This window comes from Paracoccus halophilus (genome assembly GCF_000763905.1).
GTDB classification, from domain to species: Bacteria; Pseudomonadota; Alphaproteobacteria; order Rhodobacterales; family Rhodobacteraceae; genus Paracoccus; species Paracoccus halophilus.
In genome coordinates, this window is sequence record NZ_JRKN01000017.1 from 25,256 (window position 1) to 48,230 (window position 22,975).

At 66.3% G+C, this 22,975-nt stretch carries 12 protein-coding genes; 3 read left to right on the forward strand and 9 right to left on the reverse strand.

All coding sequences use genetic code 11. From position 1 onward, the window contains the following. Window positions 1-663: 663 nt before the first annotated feature. Both IT41_RS12295 and IT41_RS12300 read left to right on the forward strand, forming a co-directional pair. Entirely contained in the window at window positions 664-1,323 is a 660-nt protein-coding gene (locus IT41_RS12295; RefSeq protein WP_331435314.1) for a sugar transferase, read from the forward strand. Window positions 1,324-1,716: 393 nt separating this feature from the next. After that, window positions 1,717-2,922: a glycosyltransferase gene (locus tag IT41_RS12300; RefSeq protein WP_036741766.1), complete on the forward strand. Its 1,206-nt coding sequence runs from the start codon at window positions 1,717-1,719 to the stop codon at window positions 2,920-2,922. On the opposite strand, the gene IT41_RS12305 is transcribed toward IT41_RS12300, so the two are convergent. The 5 genes from IT41_RS12305 to IT41_RS12325 form a co-directional block, all read right to left on the reverse strand. Further along, window positions 2,903-3,532: a 4'-phosphopantetheinyl transferase family protein gene (locus IT41_RS12305; protein ID WP_052081491.1), complete on the reverse strand. Its 630-nt coding sequence runs from the start codon at window positions 3,530-3,532 to the stop codon at window positions 2,903-2,905. The two genes, IT41_RS12300 and IT41_RS12305, sit on opposite strands and share 20 nt — an antisense overlap. Then, window positions 3,529-8,196: a MupA/Atu3671 family FMN-dependent luciferase-like monooxygenase gene (locus tag IT41_RS12310; RefSeq protein WP_036741768.1), complete on the reverse strand. Its 4,668-nt coding sequence runs from the start codon at window positions 8,194-8,196 to the stop codon at window positions 3,529-3,531. Before IT41_RS12310 ends, IT41_RS12305 begins: the two co-directional genes overlap by 4 nt. After that, entirely contained in the window at window positions 8,193-9,188 is a 996-nt protein-coding gene (locus IT41_RS12315; protein ID WP_052081493.1) for a glycosyltransferase family 2 protein, read from the reverse strand. The genes IT41_RS12310 and IT41_RS12315 overlap by 4 nt, the downstream gene beginning before the upstream one ends. Then, a complete protein-coding gene (locus IT41_RS12320) occupies window positions 9,185-15,481 on the reverse strand; it encodes a type I polyketide synthase (protein ID WP_036741771.1) in 6,297 nt (2,098 codons plus the stop codon). The genes IT41_RS12315 and IT41_RS12320 overlap by 4 nt, the downstream gene beginning before the upstream one ends. A 98-nt stretch (window positions 15,482-15,579) precedes the next feature. Then, complete coding sequence (locus tag IT41_RS12325) at window positions 15,580-17,004, reverse strand: hypothetical protein (RefSeq protein WP_036741775.1); 1,425 nt, start codon at window positions 17,002-17,004, stop codon at window positions 15,580-15,582. 119 nt (window positions 17,005-17,123) lie between these two features. On the opposite strand from IT41_RS12325, the gene IT41_RS12330 reads away from it, so the two are divergent. Then, complete coding sequence (locus tag IT41_RS12330) at window positions 17,124-17,897, forward strand: WecB/TagA/CpsF family glycosyltransferase (RefSeq protein WP_036741778.1); 774 nt, start codon at window positions 17,124-17,126, stop codon at window positions 17,895-17,897. A gap of 82 nt (window positions 17,898-17,979) precedes the next feature. On the opposite strand, the gene IT41_RS12335 is transcribed toward IT41_RS12330, so the two are convergent. The 4 genes from IT41_RS12335 to IT41_RS12355 form a co-directional block, all read right to left on the reverse strand. Continuing rightward, on the reverse strand, window positions 17,980-19,548 hold the full coding sequence (locus IT41_RS12335; RefSeq protein WP_074948121.1) for a calcium-binding protein: 1,569 nt from the start codon (window positions 19,546-19,548) through the stop codon (window positions 17,980-17,982). 720 nt (window positions 19,549-20,268) lie between these two features. Continuing rightward, window positions 20,269-21,303, reverse strand: coding sequence for an ABC transporter ATP-binding protein (locus IT41_RS12345; protein WP_036741783.1), 1,035 nt, complete (start codon window positions 21,301-21,303; stop codon window positions 20,269-20,271). Next, a complete protein-coding gene (locus IT41_RS12350; protein WP_036741786.1) occupies window positions 21,300-22,082 on the reverse strand; it encodes an ABC transporter permease in 783 nt (260 codons plus the stop codon). Before IT41_RS12350 ends, IT41_RS12345 begins: the two co-directional genes overlap by 4 nt. Then, window positions 22,079-22,927: an ABC transporter permease gene (locus IT41_RS12355; protein ID WP_036741789.1), complete on the reverse strand. Its 849-nt coding sequence runs from the start codon at window positions 22,925-22,927 to the stop codon at window positions 22,079-22,081. The genes IT41_RS12350 and IT41_RS12355 overlap by 4 nt, the downstream gene beginning before the upstream one ends. Window positions 22,928-22,975 lie beyond the last annotated feature (48 nt).

Genomic DNA, 22,975 nt, shown 5'->3' on the forward strand with positions numbered 1-22,975 from the left:
ACGGCGATCTCTGCGATATGTGCTCTGTGAAGCCGCACTTGCCGCGGCCTGTCACAACCCGGTTCTGAAACCGATCGCGCAAAGGCCCAGGACGGGCGGCAAACCCCACAACTCGTCATCGTCGCGATCGCCCGCAGACTCGCCACCATCGCAAACGCAATCCTCAAAACGGGCGTCCCATGGCAGCCTCAACCGGGCGCATGAACACAGTTGCTAGTGCCAGGAACCCCAGTGTCGGGGGCTAAAAACGTAGGTAGTGCTACACCAACCGGGCTCCGGTCGCGGTTGGATGAAAGTTTGGTGGCAGGTCAACAGTCCGGTAACTCGATCTAAAATTGAATTACTGTGGCATTTATCATATGCGGCAACCAATTCCACACGGCTCCAGATCAATCTAAAGATGTGTTATGATTGTTATTTCAATCAAAGATTTATTCTCTGCCGCACCAAACCGAAGTCGAGGCCAAGCTATCTGAAGGTAGTCTTTTGGCCCGCCCAAGGATTTCCACCGCAACCCATTGATAACATTGAAACCTATACTTTTAGTCAATCGACTGATTCTTTCTAGTTTTATTAAAATGCCCGTCTATACTGCCGTCATAGTAATTGTGATGGGTAATTGGTATGCGGCACACTTCTAACTTTGATGCCGAGACGGCCGAGATGGTTTTGCTGAATGCAACGCCCGCGCCGTCTCATGAGCCGGTTGGCGTACGCTCCTTCTACGCCCGCTTTCTGAAACGTCCCCTCGATATCGCAATGGTCCTGCTTTCCGCGCCGATCGTCCTGCCGGTGCTGCTGATCCTGGTGCTGGTGATCCTGTTCCATGGCGAAAAGCCGTTCTACTCGCAGCAGCGGGTCGGCCGTTCGGGTCGCAGCTTCCGGCTTTGGAAACTGCGCACCATGGTCGATGATGCCGAAACGCGTCTGGTCGAGTATCTGGCGACCAACCCCGAGGCAAAGGCCGAATGGGACGAAACCCAGAAGCTCAAGAACGATCCGCGGATTACCTCAAGCGGTTCTTTCCTGCGCAAGACTTCGCTGGATGAGTTGCCGCAGCTCTGGAACGTCCTTCGCGGCGACATGAGCATCGTCGGCCCGCGTCCGATGATGATCGACCAGGCGCAGCTTTATCCCGGTGCGGACTATTATCACCTGCGCCCGGGCGTGACCGGCCTCTGGCAGATTTCGGATCGCAACAACAGCAGCTTCGCGGAACGCGCCAATTTCGACGCGGAATATGCCGCAAACCTCAGCCTGAACGGTGATGCTTCCATCATCGCCAAGACTGTCGGGGTCGTGCTGCGCTGCACCGGCTACTGAATCGGGCTAGCCGCGCCTCTCGTGATATTCCATGCAACGAAATCGCCGCCATGCAACGAACAGCGTGGCGGCCGTTCCGCTGAGCGAGTAGAGCAACACGCCTGCCCAGATTGACAGGCCGAAAGCAAGAACCCCAATCGCGGCGCAAGCCAGCGCGACAGCAATGCCTATGGTCAAGATGCCCGTCAGTTCCAGTCTCCTCAATCAATCATCCAAATCCATGTATACACATAGTGCCTAAGATATAGTAAATCGCTAGCGAAACCTTTCAGAAGCCGGCATGGCTACTGCATATCCGCCCAAGAACATGTACCAAGTGAGCATAAAACGGCCGAACTGGTAATCCAATACCTTTCCGCCTGACGTTTTCTAGCGCTGACTGGACCCTGCGACGTGCGAATCGGCTATCTGATCAATACCTATCCCCGCCCCTCACACAGTTTCATCCGGCGTGAAATCAAGGCAGTTGAGGCCCGGAACCTTGCGATTCACCGCTTTGCCATGCGTGGAAACGCGGCCGATCTGAGCGATCCGGCGGACCTTGCGGAACATGGCAGGACCGAACGCGTGCTGGAGGCCGGCGGCCGGCGTCTGCTGGCGGGCCTGCTCGCGCGCGCCGGAACCACCCCGGGCCAGTTCGCCGCTGCATTGACGCTGGCCCGGCGCCGCGCGGCGGCCGGAGAATCGAGCCTCGCCCGGCAGATCATCTACCTGGCCGAGGGCGCGCGCATTGCGGCACGGTCGAAGCAGTTGCGGCTTGATCACATCCACGCCCATTTCGGCACCAACTCCACCCGTGTCGCGGCCTATTCCCGGCTGCTTGGCGGGCCGCGCTTCAGCTTTACCGTCCACGGCCCCGAAGAGTTCGACAATCCGCAAGCGCTGGATCTGGGGGGCAAGCTGGCACTGGCGGAGTTCTGCGCCACGGTCAGCAGCTATGGCCGCTCGCAGATGTATCGCTGGGCCGCGACGGCCGATTGGGACAAGGTCAAGGTCGTGCATTGCGGGCTGGACCTCGATCGCTGGACCGATCCAACGCCCCTGCCCGACGGGCCGTTTCACATGGTGGCCGTCGGACGTTTCGCCGAACAGAAAGGCTTTGGCCTGCTGATCCGCGGCTTTGCCCAGGCCTGGCGCAGCAATCCCGCGCTTCGCCTGTCGCTGGTGGGCGATGGCGAATTGCGCCCGGAGATCGAGGCGCTTGTCGCCGCCAATGGCATGGCCGGGGCGGTCCGCCTTCTGGGCTGGCAGGACGAAACCGGCGTCCGCGCCGCCATGAACGCCGCCCATGCGCTGGTCACACCCAGCTTTGCCGAGGGCCTGCCGGTCGTCATCATGGAGGCCATGGCTTGCGCCCGCCCCGTGATCGCCACCTATATCGCAGGCATCCCGGAGCTTGTCCGGCCGGGGCAAGAGGGCTGGCTGATCCCCGCCGGAGATCCGGACGCGCTGGCCCGGACCATGTTGGAGGCCGCCGAAACCGGGCGCGATCAGCTGGAACGCATGGGGGCCTCGGCCAGGACGCGCGTGACCGCGCGCCACGACATAAACGCATCCGCCGCGCGGCTGGCCGAACTGTTCAGCCGTAGCACAGGCTGACCGAGAGGTAATACCCCATCGCCCGCCCCCACAGCCCGCCGATCAGCCTGTTGCCCAGACAGGCGCGGAACCTGTGATCGCGAATCGCGACCGGGACGTCACTAAAATCCAGCATCCTGCCGGTCAGCGGATATTGCGCCTTGAACAGCGCCTCCTTGATGCTGAACACCAGCAGCGGATCGTCGGGGACCGCCGTCAGGCGAAATGGCGCGACCATCTCCGCCAGACCTTCGGGCAGCGCGCGGCTGATCGGTTCAAGATCGATCCCGACGCTGGCCCCGCCCGGCGGGGCGGCAATGGCAATGCAATGATCGCCGCCATGTGACAGGCTGGCGCGGATCTGCCGGGGCAGGTCGGGGAGCCGGTCCGGACGGGCGGCAATCGGGCGATCGGCGGGCAGGGCATGCCCGGCCTCGCGGATCGCGGCGCGCAGAACCATGCGCCCCACGGCGAATTCACGCTGCCTTTTCGGGACGGCGCGCGCGACCGCCGCGCTCTCTTCGGGCAGCAAGGGGGTGGCGGCGGCGCTCAGCGGCTGCACCGCACAGCCATAGCCCTGCGGCAACAGGCGCAGCGCCAGATCGCGCAGCGCCGCGCCGTCGGCGCTCACCGGGATCCGCGCAACTGCGCGCGCAGCGCGCGGCGCTTGGCCACCGCATCCTCGGCCAGCGCCGCAGGTGCCTCACCGGCAGCGGGGGCTGCGGATCTGTCGGTCACGGCAGGCTCGGCGACGGCGGCCTTGGCAGCGGGTGTCGCGCCATTGGCCGCCGGCGCCAGCGTCGCCACATGCCTGGCGAAATCGGCCATGACCGGGAAACGGAAGATATCGGTCACCCCCAGACGCGGCAATGCCAGCCGGTCGCGGATGGTGCGATGCAACTGGATCGCCAGCAGCGAATGACCGCCAAGCGCAAAGAAATTGTCGCGCGGCGCGATCTGCGGCACGCCCAGAACCTCGGACCACAGGGCCTGGACGGCTGCCGCCAGATCCTCGGTCGGCGCGACATCGGCAGGGGCGGTTTGCGCGACCGTCTCGGAGACCGGAGGCACCCCGGCGACCGGCGCTGCCACCGCGGCCCCCGGCATCGGCAACTGCTTGCGGTCGATCTTGCGGTTCGGGGTCAGCGGCATCCGGTCCAGCCGAATGATCCGGCCCGGCACCATATGCGCGGGCAGATGCGCCAGCAGCGCCTCGCGCAGGGCCTTTTCGGACAGGTCGGCCCCGCCGGTGACATAGCCGACCAGCCGCTTGTCGCCGGGCGTATCCTCGCGTACCAGCGCGACCGCCTCGCGCACGCCGGGCTCATTGGCCAGCGCGGCCTCGATCTCGCCCAGTTCGATGCGGAAGCCGCGCAGCTTGATCTGGTGATCGGCGCGGCCGATATAGTCCAGCCCGCCATCCTCGCGCCAGCGCACCAGATCGCCGGTCCGGTACATGCGCGCGCCCCAGGGCGCGGCGCGATCGGCGGGAACAAAGGGATCGGGCCGGAAGGCAGCCTCGGTCAGGTCCTCGCGCTGCCAATAGCCGCGCGCAACGCCATGCCCGCCGATCCACAATTCGCCCTGCGCGCCGGGCGGCACCGGCGCACCCTCGCCATCCAGCACATAAAGCTGGGTATTGGCGATCGGCCGGCCCAGCGTGACCTCAGCCGCATCGGTCAGATCGGCCACCGTGGACCAGATCGTGGTTTCGGTCGGGCCGTACATGTTCAGGACCCGCGCCTTCGTCACCGACCTGATTTCAGCCAGAAGCGAGGGCGGCAGCGCCTCGCCCCCCACCATCACGCAGTTCAGCCCCGCCATGGCCGAGGCCACCTGCGGGTCCGAGACCAGAATCCGCGCCATGCTGGGCGTGCATTGCAGATGCGTGACGCCCCACCGCCGGATCTGCGCGGCAATCGAGAAATCGCCATCCTCGGGCGCGTCGGAATGGGGGTTCACCTCGGCCCGCAGACGGGCCAGCCGGGGAAAGCCCTCGATCACCTGCGCCGGCGCGATACCGTAATCGATCAGGCAGGCGATTTCGCCCACGCCGATCTTTTTCAGCTGCTCGACCCTGGCGATCCCGTCCTCAAGCGATCCGAACAGGCCCGAATCCTCGAAATAGCGCAAGAAGGCGAATTCGAGGATGCCGTCCATCTCGTCCTCGGACAGGCTGCCAAGGTCGATGGCCATCGGGTTGGTCATGCCTTCGGGCCGGCGGAAGGCCGGGAAATCCCAAGCATATTGCTTGACCAGCGCGGCGGCACTGGCGAGGTAGTTCTTCATCGGCTCGCGGGCGATTTCGCGCGCCGTCTCGCGGTCCTCGGCCAGGCAGGTATGTAGCATCAGCGTGACGGTGAAATTCGCCGGGTCATGCCCGACCGAGCGCAGCGCCGCGTGATATTCCTGGATCCGCTGTTCCACCGTATCGATGCTTTGGCCCAGCAGATGGGTCAGCACGTTCATGCCCAGACGTCCGGCCTCGGCCCAGGTATCGGGGTTGCCGGCGACGGTCATCCACAGCGGCAAGTCCTTCTGCACCGGGCGCGGCTGCGTCACCACGCCGAACATGCCGCCATCCTTGCGCGGGAATTCCACCGCCTCGCCGCGCCACAGGCGCCGCAACTGGCCGATCCCCTCGATCATGGCGGTCTTGTTTTCCGGCGGGGCGTTTTCGGGGCGCAGCACGAAATCATCCGGCTGCCAGCCCGAGGCAATGGCCAGCCCCGCACGCCCGGCGGTCAGATTGTCGATCACCGACCATTCCTCGGCCACGCGGGCGGGATGGTGCAGCGGCAAGACGCAACTGCCGGCGCGCACGGCGATATTCCGGGTCACCGCAGCCACGGCCGCGCCGGTGACCGCAGGGTTCGGATAGGGGCCGCCGAATGCGTGGAAATGGCGTTCGGGCGTATAGACGGCGACAAAGCCGTTCTGATCGGCGAAACGCGCGCCTTCCAGCAAAAGCTCGTATTTCTTGGGGCCGGGGCCATCGTCATTGCCCCAGTAGAACAGGCTGAACTCCATGCCCCCCTGCACCTCGCGGCGCGGCGCGTTCGTGGGGGCCGAGGACACGGCCAGCCGCGATTCCTCGCCCGCGATGACCAGTTTCAGGCCGCGCGCCAGCGACCAGAAAATCTCAAGCACCGAGATGTCGAAGGACAGGCTGGTGACCGCCAGCCAGGCATCGCCCTGACGGTGCGGGATGACCGCATCCATGCCGGCAAAGAAATTGGCGACATTGCGATGTTCGACCATCACCCCCTTGGGCCGCCCGGTCGAACCCGAGGTATAGATGAGATAGGCCAGGTTTTCCGGCCCAGCCCGGCCATCCGGCCCGGCGACCATGCCATGCGGCACGCTGGCCGGGATGGTCACCACCTGCGCGTCGTGTTGCGGCAGGCGCTCGGCCAGACCGTCCTGCACCAGCAGCACCTTCGCGCCGCTGTCCTGGATATAAAGCTCGATCCGCTCGGCGGGGTAATCGGGGTCCAGCGGCACATAGGCGCCGCCCGCCTTCCAGATCGCCAGCGCGCCGATCACCAGTTCCGGCGCGCGTCTGGAAAACAGCCCCACCGGCTGATCGGGCCCCACGCCCATCTGCACCAGCTTCGCCGCCAGCGCGTCCGAGGCGCGTTCAAGCTGGCTGCGGGTCAGGCTGCGATCCTCGAACGCGAGCGCCACCGAATCGGGATCGGCCTCTGCCATGCCCGAGATCAGATCGTGAATGCAGGCCTGCGGGAAATCGGCCTGCGTGGCGTTGCGGGCGATCAGCAGGTCCTGACGCTCGGCCTCGTCCATCAGGGGAATGTCGCGCAGGGCGGTCGTGCCGGGCAGCGCCAGCCCGGCATCCAGCGCGCGCGCCAGACGCTGCGCCTGCGCAGGTGCGATCCGCGTCGGGTCATGGTCCAGCCAGGCGCCGTCCTCGGTCAGGGTCACAGTCAGCGCCGCGCCCTGAACCGGGCCGCGCGCGGTCAGGCTGATCGCCATATCCGGGGTGGCAGCCGCGCGCAATTCCGGGGCGCGATGCAGCAGATCGGCCATGAACCAGCCGCGTTTCGCCTGATCCGCGATCTGCTGCGCCAGGGTTGCCCCAAGATCGGCAAGCGTCAGATCGGGCTGCGCCTGAACCGCGAGAGGCTGCCAGTCGGCGACGATCCCCGCCGCCGGCCCCGTCATATCGGGGTGATCGGCCGGGCGCAGGGCCAGATCGCATGCAGCCTGCCCCGCCAGCCGCGCCATGAGCGCCGCTGCCAGCGCGATCCGTTCCGGCGCGGCGCCGGGCATCAACTGCACGCGCTGACTCGCGCCCGCACCCTCGCCCGGCAGAACGGCCGGGCTCATCGCCGCCAGACGCTTGCGCCACCAGCCGTCATGTTTCGCGGCACCATCGGCCAGTTCGGTCAGGCGCGCACGCTCTTCGGCCGTCAGGGCCGGGACCACCGTCCCCACCGGCGGCAATTCATCCGCGAATTGCAGCCTGACCGCGCCGTCTGCCGCCGCGATCACCGCCGCATCGCCATCATGGGACAACACCGTGCCCGGCGCGGCGCTTGCCGCCTCTTGCCCCATGAACGAGGTCACGATCAATACGCGATCCGCCAGCCGGACCTTGGCCGCGGCCAGCGGGTTCCAGTAACCGCCGTGATCGAGGCCCCGGACCAGCGCGCCGATCTGCGCCGCGGATTGCGAGAAATCCAGGACCGAGGCCCCCTCGGGGCGCTTGTCCCTGCCGACATAGCTGCGCTGGCTCAGATCCTGCTTCACCCGCTGCGGTCCGCCGGCCTCAAGCTGCGAGACGACCTCGGCAAAGCTTTCGGCGCCGCGCGCGAAACAGCGGGCATTGACCGTCAGCGCGGTATCGTCGGGGCGCAGATCGAACAGCGCCTGGGTCAGCATATCGCCTTCGTCCACGCCGCCCTCGATCATGTGCCAGGTGATGCCGTGCTGCGGCTCCTGCCCGATGATCGCCCAGACCGGCGCGTTCAGCCCGGCCAGTTTCGGCAGCGGACCGTCATGGAAATTGATCGCGCCCTTTTGCCCACGCGCCAGCATTTCCGGGCGCAGGATCGACAGGTTGGCGACGCTGAACAGCCAGTCGGCCGCCGGCGCATCGGCGGGCATCGGCGCATCCTGATCCTCGACCGTGAGGCCGGCGCCCTGCGCCCAGCCCTGCAGATCGGGGTTGCGGGTGACGATGGCGGCAATGCGGTGCCCGCGCGAGATCAGCGTCTCGGCCGCGTGGCGCATGAGAGATTCGTTACCGACCAGAATCGCGGAAAACTGCGTCATGGCTTACCCTTTTCGACATGTACGGGCCTTGGCTGCGCCCGCAGGGCGTGGCGCAGAAGGTATCCCAGATGGCCGGGTGGCGTGTCGGGCCTGCGCCGCGCCAGCAGGCAGCGCAGCCGGTAGATCCCGGTCCCCGCCAGATGCGCCGCCGTCGCCCAAAGCGCGCCCAGCCGGCCGTGATGCTTTTCGAAATAGCGCCGGCGGCTGTCATACCAGTAATCCGGCGCGCGCTTCCAGGTCTTCATCCCGGTGCTGACCGAGCCGATATGCAGGACCAGGCTTTCGACGACGTAATGCGTTTCCCAGCCGGCATCGGCGGCGCGGCGGCACAGGTCGGTTTCCTCAAAGTAAAGAAAGAAACCCTCGTCGAACAACCCGATCTGATCCAGCACATCCATGCGGATCATCATGGACGCCCCTGCCGACCAGTCCACGCGACCCGATGTCACGGGCTGCGGCATGGAGACGATCCGATGGCGCAACAGGCGCGAGATCGGGCCGGTCCGGCTGGCATCCTCGAACTCTCCGGCAGCAGTGGGAAAGCGGAAGGCGGTGTCATGCGGCACATCATCGGTGCCGCGCAGACGCGAACAGGCGATGCCGGCCCGTGGGTTCGCGGCCAGATAATCGACCAGCGCCCGGATCGATCCGGGCTGCGGCAGCGCGTCCGAATTCAGCAGATAGACCAGATCGGCGCGACGCCCGTCGGGCAGGTTCTGGCGGATGCCGTGATTGTTGCCGGCCCCGAAGCCGCCGTTCCAGCCCGATTGCACCACCGCCACGCGGCCGGTGCCCAGCCAGCCGCGCGCCTGCGCGCCGGCCTGAAGCTTCTCGAACGAGCCATCGCCGGAATCGTTGTCAACGATGGTCATGCCACCGTCGATATCCTGGATCTCCCGCATCGCGGCATCGGCGGCGTCCAGCGACATTTCGGGCGTGCGCCAGTTCAGCACCACGACATGAACAGTGGCTGCGGTCGGGGTCGCCATCATTCGGCCGCCTTCGCGCGGGCCGGGGCGTCGCCATCCGCCTCGCGCAGAATTTCCCGCAGGATCGTGGTCAGGCGCCGCACATTGGGCTCAAGCACCATGGAATCATGGTCGCCCGGCACCTCGATCACCCGCAGATTGGGCATCCACGGCGTCCAGCCGTTATCCTCAATGACATAGTCGCGGCCGGAATTGATCCAGCGCCCGCCGGTCGCCTTCCAGCGCTTGTCGAGCGGCGGCCGGAACATCGCCACCGGGCCGTCCCAGACCGAGAGTTGCAGCGTCGGCAGCGCGGCATAGAAGGCCGCCTCGATCGCCAGATCGTGAAAGGCGCCGGTCGCCTCGGAGGCCACCTCGGCCTCGACCGCCCGGGCCTTGCTGCGGCGCCGGAACTCATAGGCCACGCGGTCGCGCAGCCATTTCCAGACAAAGCCCGGCCCGCCCTCGCGCAATTCGCCCAGCCGGATCATCAGCCGATCCTGACGGCTGACCGGCTCGCGCAGCGGCAGCGGCGTGTCCAGCATGACCAGCATCGCGACCTCCTGCCCGGCGGCGCGCAACTGCCGCGCCATCTCATAGGCGGTCAGCCCGCCGCCCGAGAAACCGCCCAGAAGATAGGGGCCCTCGGGCTGAACCTCGCGCAACTCCTCGATATAGTCGCGGGCGGCATCGGCAAATGTCTCGTGCGGCTTGTCGTCGCCCAGGAGTCCGCGCGCCTGGATGCCGTAAAAGCGCCGGTCGCCGCCAAGGCGCTGCGCAAGCTGGCGCAGGTTCATGACATTGCCGAACATGCCGGCCACCATGAAAAACGGCGTCCCGTCGCCGCGCCCGCCCATATCGACGATAAAGCGCCGCTTGGGCCGGTCTGCGCCGGGCAAAGCGCTGACATTCTCGGCGCTGGCAATCTCGCGCGGGCCGGTGCGTTCCTCGATCAGCGCGGCCAGATCGGCGATGGTCGGCGCCTCGAACAGGGTCGAGATCGGCAGGTCGGCGCCGAATTTCTTGCGCACCTGCCCGAACATGCGCACCGCGATCAGCGAATGCCCGCCAAGGTCAAAGAAACTGTCCGCCGCGCCGACCTGGGCGATACCCAGAAGCCCGGACCAGATTTCGGCCAGCTCGGCCTGGGTGCCGGGCGCGGGCTCGATGAAATCGCTGTCCAGATCGGGCCGCTCGAACCCGCCTTCGGAGGGGCCCGCATCCTCGGTCACGCCGGCCTCGGCGATCAGCGAGGGCAGGTCCAGCGACGAGACATAGACCTGCGAAAGCCCGGTCGAGATCGCCCGGCTCAGCATCGCGGGCCCGATATCGGCGGGAATGCCCTGGCTGATATTGTGATGCAGCCGGCGTTCGGCGGGCGACAGGCTGCGGGCGGTCTGCTGGCGGCGCTGCGGCTGGGCCGAAATCGCCGATTGCAGCTTGCGCAAGGCGAAACCGCGAATTTCGGCGCAGACCGTGCCATCGGGCGCGGCCAGCGTGATGTCGAACTGCGCCATGCCCTGGGCATCGCTGTTCTCGCCGGCATTGCGGATGCGGCTGGTCACCTGCGCCGGCAAGGGCGCGTAAAGGCGGATCGCGTCATAGCCCATCGGCACCCAGAGGTGATCGGGCTTCCAGCCCCCGATCAGCCCCATGGCCCAGCCGGTCGCGATATCCAAAAGCGCCGGATGCATCAGCCAGCCCTGTTCCGCGTCACCGGCGAATTCCGGCGGCAGCGAAAGTTCGGCTACGCCTTCGTCGCCGTTCAGGCGATAGCGGCGCAGCACCTTCCAGCGCGGGCCAAAGGCCATCTGGGTTTCCTGCGCAGACTCCAGCGCCGCGCCCTGCCCGTCATGGTCCCAGCCGCCCGCGACTTCCAGCGGCGCGGGGGCGGCCTCTTGCAGGGGCGCGATCAGGGCCGTCACATTCGGATCGCCCTGCGGATCCTCAAGGATCTGGACGCGCATCGCGTCACCCTCGGGCTCGACCCGGGTGGTGACAAGGGCGGTGTCGCTGACCAGAACCGGGCGCTGGAATTCCAGCTCGCGGATGACGAATGGCATGGTCAGGCCCGATTCCATCGCCGCCTCGGCGATCAGTTCGATCCAGCCGGTGCCGGGCATCAGTGCCTGACCGGCGGCGGTCTTGTGGCCGCCGATGATCCAGTCCTCGATCCGCAGGGCGCTGCGGAATTCGCGCCCGCCCGGCATGGGCAGGCTTTCGTCCAGCAGCGGTCGCTTGTCCGGCGCGGCGACGGCCGAGGCCGTGTCCAGCCCCATCGCCCGCGCCGCCATCCCGGCATCGGCCCAGACGCCCCAGTTCACCGCCACCACGCGGCCAAGCGCGGGCGGCGCGCTGCGCGCCACGGCATTCAGATATTCGTTGGCGGCGACGTAATCCGCCTGCCCCGCCGGCGCGATCACCGATGAGGTCGAGGCGAACAGAACCGTCAGCCCGGCGGGCTGTTCGGCCAGCGCCTGGATCAGCGCGCGCGTGCCCAGCATCTTGGGCGCGAGCACGTCCCAGGCATCGTCATCGGTCTTGGCCGCGATCAGGCTGTCGCGGATCGTGCCCGCCGCATGCAGCACCACATCGACGCCGCCGAAACGCGCCCGCGTCTCGGCCACGGCGCGGGCCATTTCCTCGGGCGAGGTGACATCGGCGCGCAGGGCCAGCACCTCGGCCCCCATCGCCTCAAGCTGTTTGACCGAGGCCTGGACAGCGGGCGAATCCACCCGCCCGCGCGTGGTCAGCGCCAGTTTCGCGCCGCCGCGCTGCGCCAGTTCGCGGGCAATCGCCTGACCGATACCGCCAAAACCGCCGGTGATCAGGCAGCTTGCCCCCTGCGGGATCGCGGCCATGCCGTCGTCATCCAGCGCCACCGGCTCCAGCCGCTGCTCGAACCGGCGGCCATCGCGCCATGCGGCGACGGCGGCGCCCGAGGGCGACAGCGCTTCCTCCAGCAGCTGGCCGGCCAGCGCGTCGAGGTTCTTCGCCCGCCCCTCGGGGACGCGGATATCGACCAGCCGGGCCGAAATATTGGGCATCTCATGCGGCATGACGCGGATCGGGCCGGCGGCGGTCGATTTTTCCGGCACCGGCGCAGCTTCGTCCGCCACGCGCAGCGCATCGTTGCAGACCGCGATCAGGTCCAGTTTCGCATCGGGAAGTTCCGCCCCAATGGCCTGCGCCAGATGCAACAGGCCGAAAAAGCCGCGCTCCAGCTGGCTGTTGAGCAGGCTTGAGCCGGCGCGGAAATGCGCGCCCTGGGTCACCGACCACAGATGCAGGATGCGGGTCGGGACCATATCCTGACCGGCCAGCCCGGCCAGCAGCATCTCGTACCCTTCGCGGTCGGATTCCAGCGGCAGCGCGAACTGCCCGTCGCCCTTGTCGGCGAATGTATCGCCGGGCGTGACCACGGCCACGCGCTGGCCGCGCCCGCGCAGGTTTTCGACCAGCCGCGCGCCCAGCCCCAGCTCATCGGCAAAGACCAGCCAGGTCTGCGCGCCATGCGCCACCGGCCCGTCCGGCCCGATCTCGATATTGGGCGAGGCAAGCTTCCAGGCGGGGCGCCAGCCCCATTCCTCGGGCGTCTCGATCCGGGCCAGTTCCTCGGCCGCCTCGGGAACCAGCCCCGAGGAACGTTCGATGAAATAGCGTTTGCGCTGAAAGACATAGCCGGGCAGCGACAGGCGCTGGCGGCGCGCGCCGCCCCAGATCTGCTCCCAGTCGATAGAGCCGCCACAGGCCCAGAACCGTGCCAGCGCCGCCATGAAATAGGTGTCGTCCCCGGTCGCGTGGTCGCGGTGCCGCAGGGTCGAGACGACCTGCCCGGCCGCGACCGCCGCATTCGCCTTGGCCATGGCCTGCATGGCGCGGCCCGGCCCGACCTCAAGAAACACCCGCCCCGGCACCTGCGCCAGATGGGTGATGCCATCGGCGAAATGCACCGTGCCGCGCAGATGGGCGGTCCAGTAATCCGGGCTGGTCGCCTGTTCGGCCGTCATCTCGATCCCGCTGCGGTTCGAGACGATGGGGATCTGCGGCGGGTTCAGTTGAATGCCGGCCAGATAGGCGCGGAATTCCGGCATGATCCCGTCCAGCAGCCGCGAATGCGCGGCAATGGAAATGGCGATGCGCTGGCATTCGATTTCACGCGCGGCCATGCGTTCGGCAAAGCGGTCCAGCGCCGCATCGGGCCCCGAGACCACGGACATGGCCGGCCCGTTCACCGCCGCCAGGTCCAGCGCCAGTTCCTCCAGTTCGGTCTGGAATTCATGCGGCTCCAGCGGGACCGACAGCATGCCGCCTGCCGGCACCCGATCCATCACGAGGCCGCGCAGCCGCACCAGCCCGATGCAATCCTCAAAGGACATCACGCCGGCGATGCAGGCGGCGGTGTTTTCGCCCATGGAATGACCGATCAGCGCGGCGGGCCGCACGCCCCAGCCCATCCACAGCTGCGCCAGCGCATATTCGGTGATCATCAGCAGCGGCAGTTGCAGCGAGGGCTGCAGGAGCCGCCGGTCCGCCTCGGCCTCGGCGCCCGGCTCGGGCAGCCACAGCGCGCGCAGATCGGTGCCATGCGCCTGCGCCATGTGATCGAGGCCGCGATCCATCCATTCGCGGAAGACCGGCTCGGTCTCGTAAAGCCCGCGCGCCATGCCGGCATATTGCGCGCCGCCGCCGGGCAGCATGAACACCGCCTCGGCCGCGTCGGCAACGGGCTGGTGATCGAATACCACCCGCGCATCGGGATTGGCCAGCAATGCCGCGGCCTCCGCAGCATCATGGGCGATCAGCACGCGGCGGCGGTCGAAATGGCGCCGGCCCTGCGTCAGGGTCCAGGACAGATCGGCCATGTTCGTATCCGGGTTCGCCGCCAGCCATTCGGCCAGCGCGGCGCTGTTTGCATCCAGCGCCGCCTTGCTGCGGCCCGAGACAGTCAGGATGTGAAACGGCCAGTCGGATTCGCCCGAAGCCTGCGGCGCGGGCGGCTCTTGCAGGATGATATGCGCGTTCGTCCCGCCCACCCCCAGCGAGTTGACGCCGGCGCGGCGCAACCCCGGGATCGGCCAGTCGCCCAGCCTGTCGTTGACGCGGAACGGCCCGCCGTCGAAATCGATCGCCGGGTTCGGTTTTTCGTAGCCAAGGCTGGGCGGAATGCGCCCGTGATGCACGGCCAGCGCCGATTTGATCAGCCCGGCGCTGCCCGCCGCCGTGTCCAGATGCCCGATATTGGTCTTGACCGAGCCGATCTGGCACGGCCCCTGCCGGGTGCCGTCCGAGACGCGCGCATAGGCCTGATTCAGCGCCGCGACCTCGATCGGATCGCCAAGCGCGGTGCCGGTGCCGTGACATTCGACATAGCCGATGCTGTCGGAACTGACGCCGGACATGACCAGCGCCTCGGCCACGGCCTGGGCCTGCCCCTCGACGCTGGGGGCCAGATAGCCGGCCTTGGCCGCGCCGTCGTTGTTGATCGCCGAGCCCTTGATGACCGCCCAGATATGGTCGCCATCGGCCAGCGCGTCCTTGAGCCGGCGCAGCGTGACCACCGCCGAGCCGCTGCCAAAGACCGTGCCCTGCGCGCGATGGTCGAAGGCATGGCAATGGCCGTCGGGCGACAGGATCTCGTTTTCCTTGTACAGGTAGCCCACGCCATGCGGCATCTCGATGGTGACGCCGCCGGCCAGCGCCATGTCGCATTCGCCCGATTGCAGCGACTGGCACGCCATGTGGATCGCCACCAGCGAGGTCGAGCAGGCCGTCTGCACATTGACGCTGGGCCCTTTCAGGTCGAAGACATGGCTGGCGCGGGTGGAGAGGAAATCCTTGTCATTGCCGGTATGGCGCAGCAGGAAATGGCCGACGCCATCGACCAGATCACGGTTCGAGCAGACGTTCCAGTAGAAATAGCTGCCCATGCCGCAGCCGGCCCAGACGCCGATATTGCCGTCGAACCGCCCCGGCACATGGGCGGCATCCTCAAGCGCATGCCAGCAGGTTTCCAGAAACTTGCGATGCTGCGGGTCCATGATCGCGGCTTCCTTGGGTGAGAGGCCAAAGAATTCCGCGTCGAACGCATCATACTGGTCGAGAATCACCGCCGAGGGCACATAGTTCGGATCCGACAGCCGCGCCCGCGATTCGCCGCGCGCGATAAGATCGGCCTGCGGGACGCGCTGGATCGACTCGACGCCGTTGCACAGATTGTCCCAGTATTCGCGCACGCCGGCAGCACCGGGCAATTGCGCGGCCATGCCCACGATGGCAATGTCGCTGTCTTCGACGTCGGTCAGATCGAAGGTCATGACAACCCTCCTTCACCTTAAACAATACCCGATTGGGCCAAATATTTTAACAACTTGCAGGCGTATCCGGGATAGCGGATCCGCCGTCCGGGACCAAGTTATAAAACCGTCTGGATGCCTGCCTTTTTAGGCAGAATCCGTTCGCTCCCGGCCAGGCTGTCCGCCTGCGGGATCCCCTGGCGCAGCCGATTGGCATTGCCCAGCAGCGCCCCCGCGGTGAGCCAGGTCAAGGGCGTCAAGGTCGCATTCGGGATCAGGTCGAGCAGATTCATCGCCAGCATCAGCGAGACGGTGCCCAGAACCACCAGTTCCGCCTGGTTGCCACCTGGACTGCCGCGCGGCATGGCCCGGTACATGGCAAAGATCGGTGTCAGCAGCAGCAGGAACTGGGCGAGATAGCCGAAAATCCCGTTCGAGCCGATCCAGATCACCCATAGCCCGTCGGGAATCGCAGTCAGTCGGCCGCTATAGGGATCGTAATAGAGCGACCTGCCCCAGCTGCCCCAGCCGAAGAGGGGCCGCTCCATGGCGCGCCCCAGAAGTTCCTCTTCGTTCATCAGGCGAAATTCCAGCGAGCGCCCCCGGTCGGGCGAGATCGACATGGCCAGGTCCACGATCCCCTGCAGCGGCATCCACGAGGTCGTGCGCAGCGTCGGATAGGAAAATGCCAGTCCGGCAATCATGACCGAGGCCAGAACCATCATCCGCGGCCGGGCGAATGCGACCAGCGGCGCCGCCATCATCGCCTGCAACAGCGCCCCCGCCGATTTGCACAGCACGACCATGACGCCAAGGTAGAGCGCGATCAGGATATTGCGCCTGGTCCGGTTGTTGCGGGCGATGGCGATGGCCGACAGAAAGGCGGTCATGGTCATCAGCGCAACCCATAGCGGATGCTGCAGGAACACGATCGGGCGAAACCCGCCATAGCGGATCGTCTGGATGAAATCATGCTGGAAAAAACCGTAGACCCAGACGTTTATCTGCGGGCTCAGGCGCAATTCGATCAGCATCGGGATCGTGTACCACAGCACGGCCAGAATCAGGCTGCGAAGCCAGAGCTGCGCCCCCCGGGCATTCCACAGCAGCTTGTAGCCCATGAAGAACGGCAGAAACTGCATGAACAGCAGCAGCTGGCTGGCGACGCCCTGGCTGATGGTCATCGCGGGGCGATAGTTGATGCCGTCGATCAGCGGATCGGGATTGGTGAGCGCGGTCATCAGCGGCGATATGAAATTCATCGCCAGCAGCAGGACAACGAAGCCGCCCATGGGCGGCGGCCGTTCTTCGGGCGCGGCCCTGTCGCGCGCCGCGAAATAGACCATGAACCCGGCCGCCAGCGCCGGCACCATATGCTTGTTCAGCCCCGGAAAGGCCGGCAGATCGATCTCGATCAGCGGCGGCAGGATCAGATAGCCGATCAGGATCGACCAGATCAGTGCCTGGGCCCGCTCTTGCCGCGAGAACAGGATCGCAACCACGATGGGCCAGGACAACAGCACCGCCAGCGCCAGTATGGGCAAGGATCCAGTCTCCCGTCTGGCGGCGGATGCCGCCCTTTAACCTTGGCTCGGGAAGGACGTTGCATTCCCCGGGCAGTCAACACATCCTGCCGCAAACCCGGCCGGACCCGAGACCTATCATGCATTTCAGCTTTCCCGACGGCAATGATGTTCGGATCAATTGTTACGATTCTGCCGAATTGCTGCGCGAGGTCGGGCAGCGGCTAACGGCTGACAAGGGCTTCGCGATCGCCACGATCAATGTCGATCACCTGCAGCGGCTTGCCGAGGATGGCGCCTTTCGCCGGGCCTATGCCGCGCATGATCTGGTCTGCGCCGACGGCAATCCGATCGTCTGGCTGTCCAGGATCGCGGGCCGCCCGGTCAGGCTGGCGCCGGGGTCGGATCTGGTCCTGCCGCTGGCCGCACGGGCGGCCGCGCTGGATCTGCCGGTGGCGCTGATCGGCAGCAGCGACGAATCGCTGGCGCTGGCGGCCGAGCGCATGCGCACCGCCGTGCCGGGGCTGCGGATCGCGCTGACCCATGCCCCCGGCTTTCCCTTCGACCCGGAAGGCGCGGAGGCGGCGCAGATCATCGCCCGCATCCGCGAGACCGGCGCCCGGCTGTGCTTTCTCGCGCTAGGCGCGCCGCGGCAGGAGCGGTTCGCGATCCATGCCCGCGATGCGCTGAAGAATGTGGGTTTCGCCTCGATCGGGGCGGGGCTGGATTTCCTGTCGGGCCATCAGCGCCGCGCGCCGCGGCTGGTGCGGCGGATCAAGATGGAATGGGCGTGGCGGATGCTGTCGAACCCGCGCCGCCTGTTCATGCGCTATGCCAGGGGCTTCACGATTCTGCCGGGGCATATCCGTCAGGCCAGGGCGATCCGCGCCCGGGACCGCCAGACCGGGCGCTGAGCGCGCAGACCCCGGCAATGGAAAACCGGCGCCCGCAGATCGCGGACGCCGGCCTTGGATCACGGGCGACAGGGCGCCTTGCTCAGCCCCAGAAGAACTCGAGCGCGTCGGCGGAAAAGAACGCCCCGGGCACCGCCTCCGGCACGTCCTCGTAGCCCGCCTGATCCGCGACCGGCTCCGGGCCGTCGGCAGGGTCGATCTCGGCGCTGATCGGAACCAGAAGGTCATCCGCCTGCTTCTCCGGCGCGGGCGAGAGGCCGCGGTCCAGCGGCTCCTGCGCGACCGAGGCCGGAATGCCAATCTCGATCAGCACATCGCGGGTCAGGCTGGACGAGTCGACCCCCTCGAATATCACCTGCTCGCCGTTCGAGAAGATCAGGACGGCACTGCCGTTCTGCTCGGTGACGCGGACATCGTTGATATTGACAAGATTGCCGTCCGCGTCATGCAGCCGCGAGACATCCAGACGGTCGCCATTCGGGCCGCCCACCTGAAAGGCGCGCACCCGGTCCACGCCGGCATCATCCTCGATCACCAGAACGTCGCGCGATGCGTCGGGCGCCACGGATGCGCCGTTCGAGATATGGATCGAATCGTAAAGCGAGATATTGTCATTGCCGCGGCCGCCATTGACCGTGTCAGCGCCTTCACCGCCCTCCAGCGTGTCGCGACCGTCGCTGCCGGTCAGCATGTCGTCACCCCAGCGGGTGTTGAACATGATGCCCCGGCCATTCAGCTCGATATCGGCATTCGCCGCCGAAACCGTGTCCTGCCCCTGATGGGTCCAGAACTGCTCGAACTCCCGGAACACGACAGTGCCGTTGTCGCGTGCGAAGGTCGCATGGCCCGAACCGCTGCCGGTCAGCGTCACGACGGTCCCGATGCTGTTGTCACGGCTTTCGCTCGTGGCCCACAGGTTCAGCAGATCCGAGCCTTCGCCACCGATCAGCGTGTCGCGGCCGATATCGTGGATCGGACCGGTGCCGCCGTTATTGCCCCAGCGGATGTTGTCATCGCCGCCGCCGCCATGGCCGTAATCATTGCCGGCCGAGGCCATCAGGAAGTCATTGCCATCGCCACCGTAATAGCGGTCATTGCCTTCGCCGCCGTCCAGGACATCATCGGCGTTGCTGCCACGGATGAGGTCGTTGCCGGCGCCCGCCAGGATGGTCAGGCCATGGACCGGCGTGTGGTTTTCGGACCCGCCGGGATTCCGGCCCGGCAGGATCACGGCATTCGTGCCAATGATCGTGTCGTTGCCGGCGCCGGTCTCGATCCGTTCGATCCCCTTGAAGTTCAGCAGGTTGCCATAGGCGTCGCGGGCGCGGCCGCCCTCGGTGTCGTGAAACACCACGCGAAAGCCGCCATCGCCGGATTCGCTGCCGATGATCAGGCGGTCACCGCCGGACAGGGTGCCATAGGGGTTCGGGTCGTAACCTTCCTGCCAGTCCCCGCCGCTATAGTTGTCGATGCTGCGGGTCGAGCCCTTGACCTCGTCCCAGTAGAACACATCGGCGCCCGGTCCGCCGATCGCGGTATCGGAACCCGCACCCGGGTTGATCCGGTCATTGCCTGAATATCCCGCGATCTTGTCGCGATTCGCAGTCCCGAACATGGAGTTCGCGGCTGAATTGCCAGAAAGCACGGCCATAGATGTCCCTCGAATTACAATCTCGGTTAATTTCGGGGGACAGCAGAAACCCTCCGCCCGAATCACATTCGCTCGGACGGGATTAGAGAGAAAGCACTAAAAATCCGTTACCTGTCCTTTCGGGCAGGAAAATGCGGGGTAAATCCTATCGAATTCTACCTATGGTTGCTCAATTCAGCCGACAAGATCCTCTCTGCTCTGGGCGTGGCGGGGCATCAATTGCGGCGCGCGCGGGCCGGAAATCGGAACCCGGACAGTCCTTTGGGACCCGTCGCGCGGCGCGGGGAACAGGGTGCGAAGGCGCCCGACAGCACCCTGCCGATGACGACCGGACCAGTGGAGCCGACGCAACCCCCGGCCCTGCCTCGCCACAGGATGACAAACCCTGAGTTGCTCAACCCGGACCCGACAGGGATCCGGGCCGATCAAGGCCGATCCGCGGAAGCGGAAACTCAGCAGGTCATGCACGAAGAAAACCCGATCGACGGCAGCACCACCCTCGGCCGGACCGGGGGGTAGCCTTCCAGACGGAACGTCGCTGCCTGTCGTGGCGGCAATCAGCACCTGTATGACCCTCGAATGAAACAGCCACATGAACACGCGCGAAACTTCGCACATCCCGCGCAAAAAACAAGCGGGATATTGCCGATATAACCGAAACAAGCGGTTAGGCGTCAGCTGTCCTTTTCGGCAGGTTCAGGGCGGTGATGCGGGGCCGAATCACTCGGGCAGCACCAGCCAGGCCGCCGGAGCGGCGGAAATGCGGACATGATCGCCCGGCCGCGGCAGCGCTTCCCCGGGCGCGTTGAACCGGTCCAGAACCAGCTCTGCCCCGCCCGCCCGCGCCCGCAGGCGATGGACCGAGCCAAGAAACTCGACCCCCGTGATCCGCGCGGGGATGCCCTCGGGCGCGACTTTCAGGCTTTCGGGACGGGCCGCCAGGGTGACGCGGCCCGGCGGCAGCAGGCGGCCAAGCGCGATATCCGCCCCCTCGACGCGAACATGACCGGCCACCGGATCGACCACCTCGGCGCTGAAGCGGTTCAGCGTGCCGACAAAGCCGGCGACAAACCCCGTGGCCGGATGATTGTAGATATCCGAGGGCGTCCCGGTCTGATCGGCAATGCCCCGGTGCATGACCACGATGCGGTCGGAAATCGACAGCGCCTCTTCCTGGTCATGGGTCACGAAGATCGTGGTGATGCCCAGCTGCTGCTGGATGTCGCGGATCTGGTTGCGCAGCGACAGGCGGATCTTGGCGTCCAGCGCGGAAAGCGGCTCGTCGAGCAGCAGCACGCGCGGGCTTGGCGCCAGCGCCCGGGCCAGCGCCACCCGCTGCTGCTGCCCGCCCGAAAGCTGCCACGGGTAACGCCCGCCCAGATCGGGCAGGCCGATCAGGGCCAGCATCTCGGCCACGCGATCGGCACGCGCGGCGCGCGGCACACCGGCCACGCGCAGGCCGAAGCCCACATTCCCGGCCACGGTCAGGTTGGGAAACAGCGCATAGGCCTGAAACACCATGCCGATCTGGCGCTGGTTGGGGCGCAGGCGCGTCACGTCCTGGCCGTCGATCAGGATACGGCCGTCGCTTGGGGCCTCGAACCCCGCCACCATGCGCAGCACCGTGGTCTTGCCGCAGCCCGACGGCCCCAGGAACGAGATGAACTCGCCCTTGTCCACCGACAGGCTGAAGTCATCGACAACCCTGGTCGGGCCAAAGGATTTCCGCAGATGGTCGAGGACGAGAAAACTCATGTCGCGGTCTTTCTGACGCCAAGCAGGCGGGAGATCAGTTGCAGCAACCCCATGCAGCCCCAGGTCACGCCAAAGGCGATGACCGCGAGCGCCGCCGGCTCATAGGCGCGATTGGCGCCGAGCAGTTGCATATAGGGGCCAAAGGCCGGACGGTTCAGCAGCGCGGCCATGGTGAATTCGCCGATCACGATGGCGAAGGACAGGAACGCCCCCGACATCACCGCGCCCAGCACATTGGGCAGGATCAGCCGGCCGATGATGCCCACCCAGCCGGCGCCCAGCGATTGCGCCGCCTCGGTCAGCGCGCGCACGTCCAGCGTGGACAGGCCGGTATCGACGGCGCGGTACATATAGGGCAGCGCCAGCATGGCATAGCCGCAAAGCAGCAGGATATTGGTGCCCGTCGCCGTGCCGGTCAGCGGCAGCACCGACGAGGTATTGTAAAGCCGGATATAGCCAAAGACGACGACAATGGCCGGGATGACCAGCGGCAGCAGGGTGATGAACTCGATCACCGGGCGCAGGCGCGGCAGGCGCAGCCGCACCCAATAGGCGGTGGGCACCACGATCAGCACGCCCAGCAGGATGGTCAGCAGCGCCATCACCACCGAATAGCCAAAGGTCGCGCGGAAATTCGGATCCGCCAGCACCGAGGCATAGGCATCCAGCGAATATTCCCCGCGCCGCATCCGCAGCGAAAACTCAATGGTGCCGATCAGCGGCAGCAGGAAATAGATCGCGCCGAAGGCAATCGCGGCCCAGGACCAGAACCGCTTCATCGCATCCACCGCTCGGCGCGGCTGCGCATGATCACATAGGCCAGATTGGCAAGCCCGGTCACGACGATCATGCCGAATGCCATGGCATAGCCCAGATGCGGGTCCTGCAACACATCGCCCCGGATCTGCGCGAACAGCATGATCGGCACGATGGACAGCGACGATCCGGTCAGCGCATAGGCCGTCGCCACCGCCCCGAAACTGTTGGCAAAGAGCAGCGCGAATGTCCCCAGCAGCGACGGGAACAGGATCGGCAGCGCCACCATGCGCCAGTATTGCCCGGTGCTGGCGCCCAGAACCTCGGCCGCCTCGCGCCATTCGCGCTTCAGCCCCTCAAGCGCCGGGGTGATGATCAGGATCATCAGCGGGATCTGAAAGAACAGATAGGTCAGCGTCAGCCCCCAGAAGCTGAGCAGGTTGAACCCCATCGCATAGATGTTGATGCCGAACCATTGCCGCAGCAGCATGGTCACCAGCCCGATGCGGCCCAGCGTGGCGATGAATGCGAATGCCAGCGGCACGCCCGCGAAATTCGAGGCGACGCCCGAAAACGTCATCAGGGGCGCCTTGACCCAGCCCGGCAGCCCGCCCATCACCACGGCCGCCGCCATGGCGAAACCGATCAGGCAGCCCAGGATCGCCGTGGCCAGCGACACCTTGATCGAAATGGCGAAACTGTCCACGATCCGGGGCGAGGACAGCCCGGCAAGGTTCCGCAGGGTGAATTCGCCCTGCGGGTTCTGGAATGCACCGATGACGATATTCATTGTCGGCAGAACGAGAAACAGCAGGGCAAAGGCGAAAAAGGGCACCACGCCCAGCCAGTTCCAGCCGATCTGCTTCATGCCTGCCCCATGCAAATGGCCCCGCCCTTTCGCGGCGGGGCCCGGTTC

Excerpts from the sequence above, each read along its gene's own strand:
- IT41_RS12295 (WP_331435314.1), top strand. The coding sequence starts at position 664 with ATGGTTTTGCTGAATGCAACGCCCGCGCCGTCTCATGAGCCGGTTGGC.
- IT41_RS12310 (WP_036741768.1), bottom strand. The coding sequence starts at position 8,196 with ATGACGCAGTTTTCCGCGATTCTGGTCGGTAACGAATCTCTCATGCGC.
- IT41_RS12315 (WP_052081493.1), bottom strand. The coding sequence starts at position 9,188 with ATGATGGCGACCCCGACCGCAGCCACTGTTCATGTCGTGGTGCTGAAC.
- IT41_RS12320 (WP_036741771.1), bottom strand. The coding sequence starts at position 15,481 with ATGACCTTCGATCTGACCGACGTCGAAGACAGCGACATTGCCATCGTG.
- IT41_RS12330 (WP_036741778.1), top strand. The coding sequence starts at position 17,124 with ATGCATTTCAGCTTTCCCGACGGCAATGATGTTCGGATCAATTGTTAC.
- IT41_RS12335 (WP_074948121.1), bottom strand. The coding sequence starts at position 19,548 with ATGGCCGTGCTTTCTGGCAATTCAGCCGCGAACTCCATGTTCGGGACT.
- IT41_RS12345 (WP_036741783.1), bottom strand. The coding sequence starts at position 21,303 with ATGAGTTTTCTCGTCCTCGACCATCTGCGGAAATCCTTTGGCCCGACC.
- IT41_RS12350 (WP_036741786.1), bottom strand. The coding sequence starts at position 22,082 with ATGAAGCGGTTCTGGTCCTGGGCCGCGATTGCCTTCGGCGCGATCTAT.
- IT41_RS12355 (WP_036741789.1), bottom strand. The coding sequence starts at position 22,927 with ATGAAGCAGATCGGCTGGAACTGGCTGGGCGTGGTGCCCTTTTTCGCC.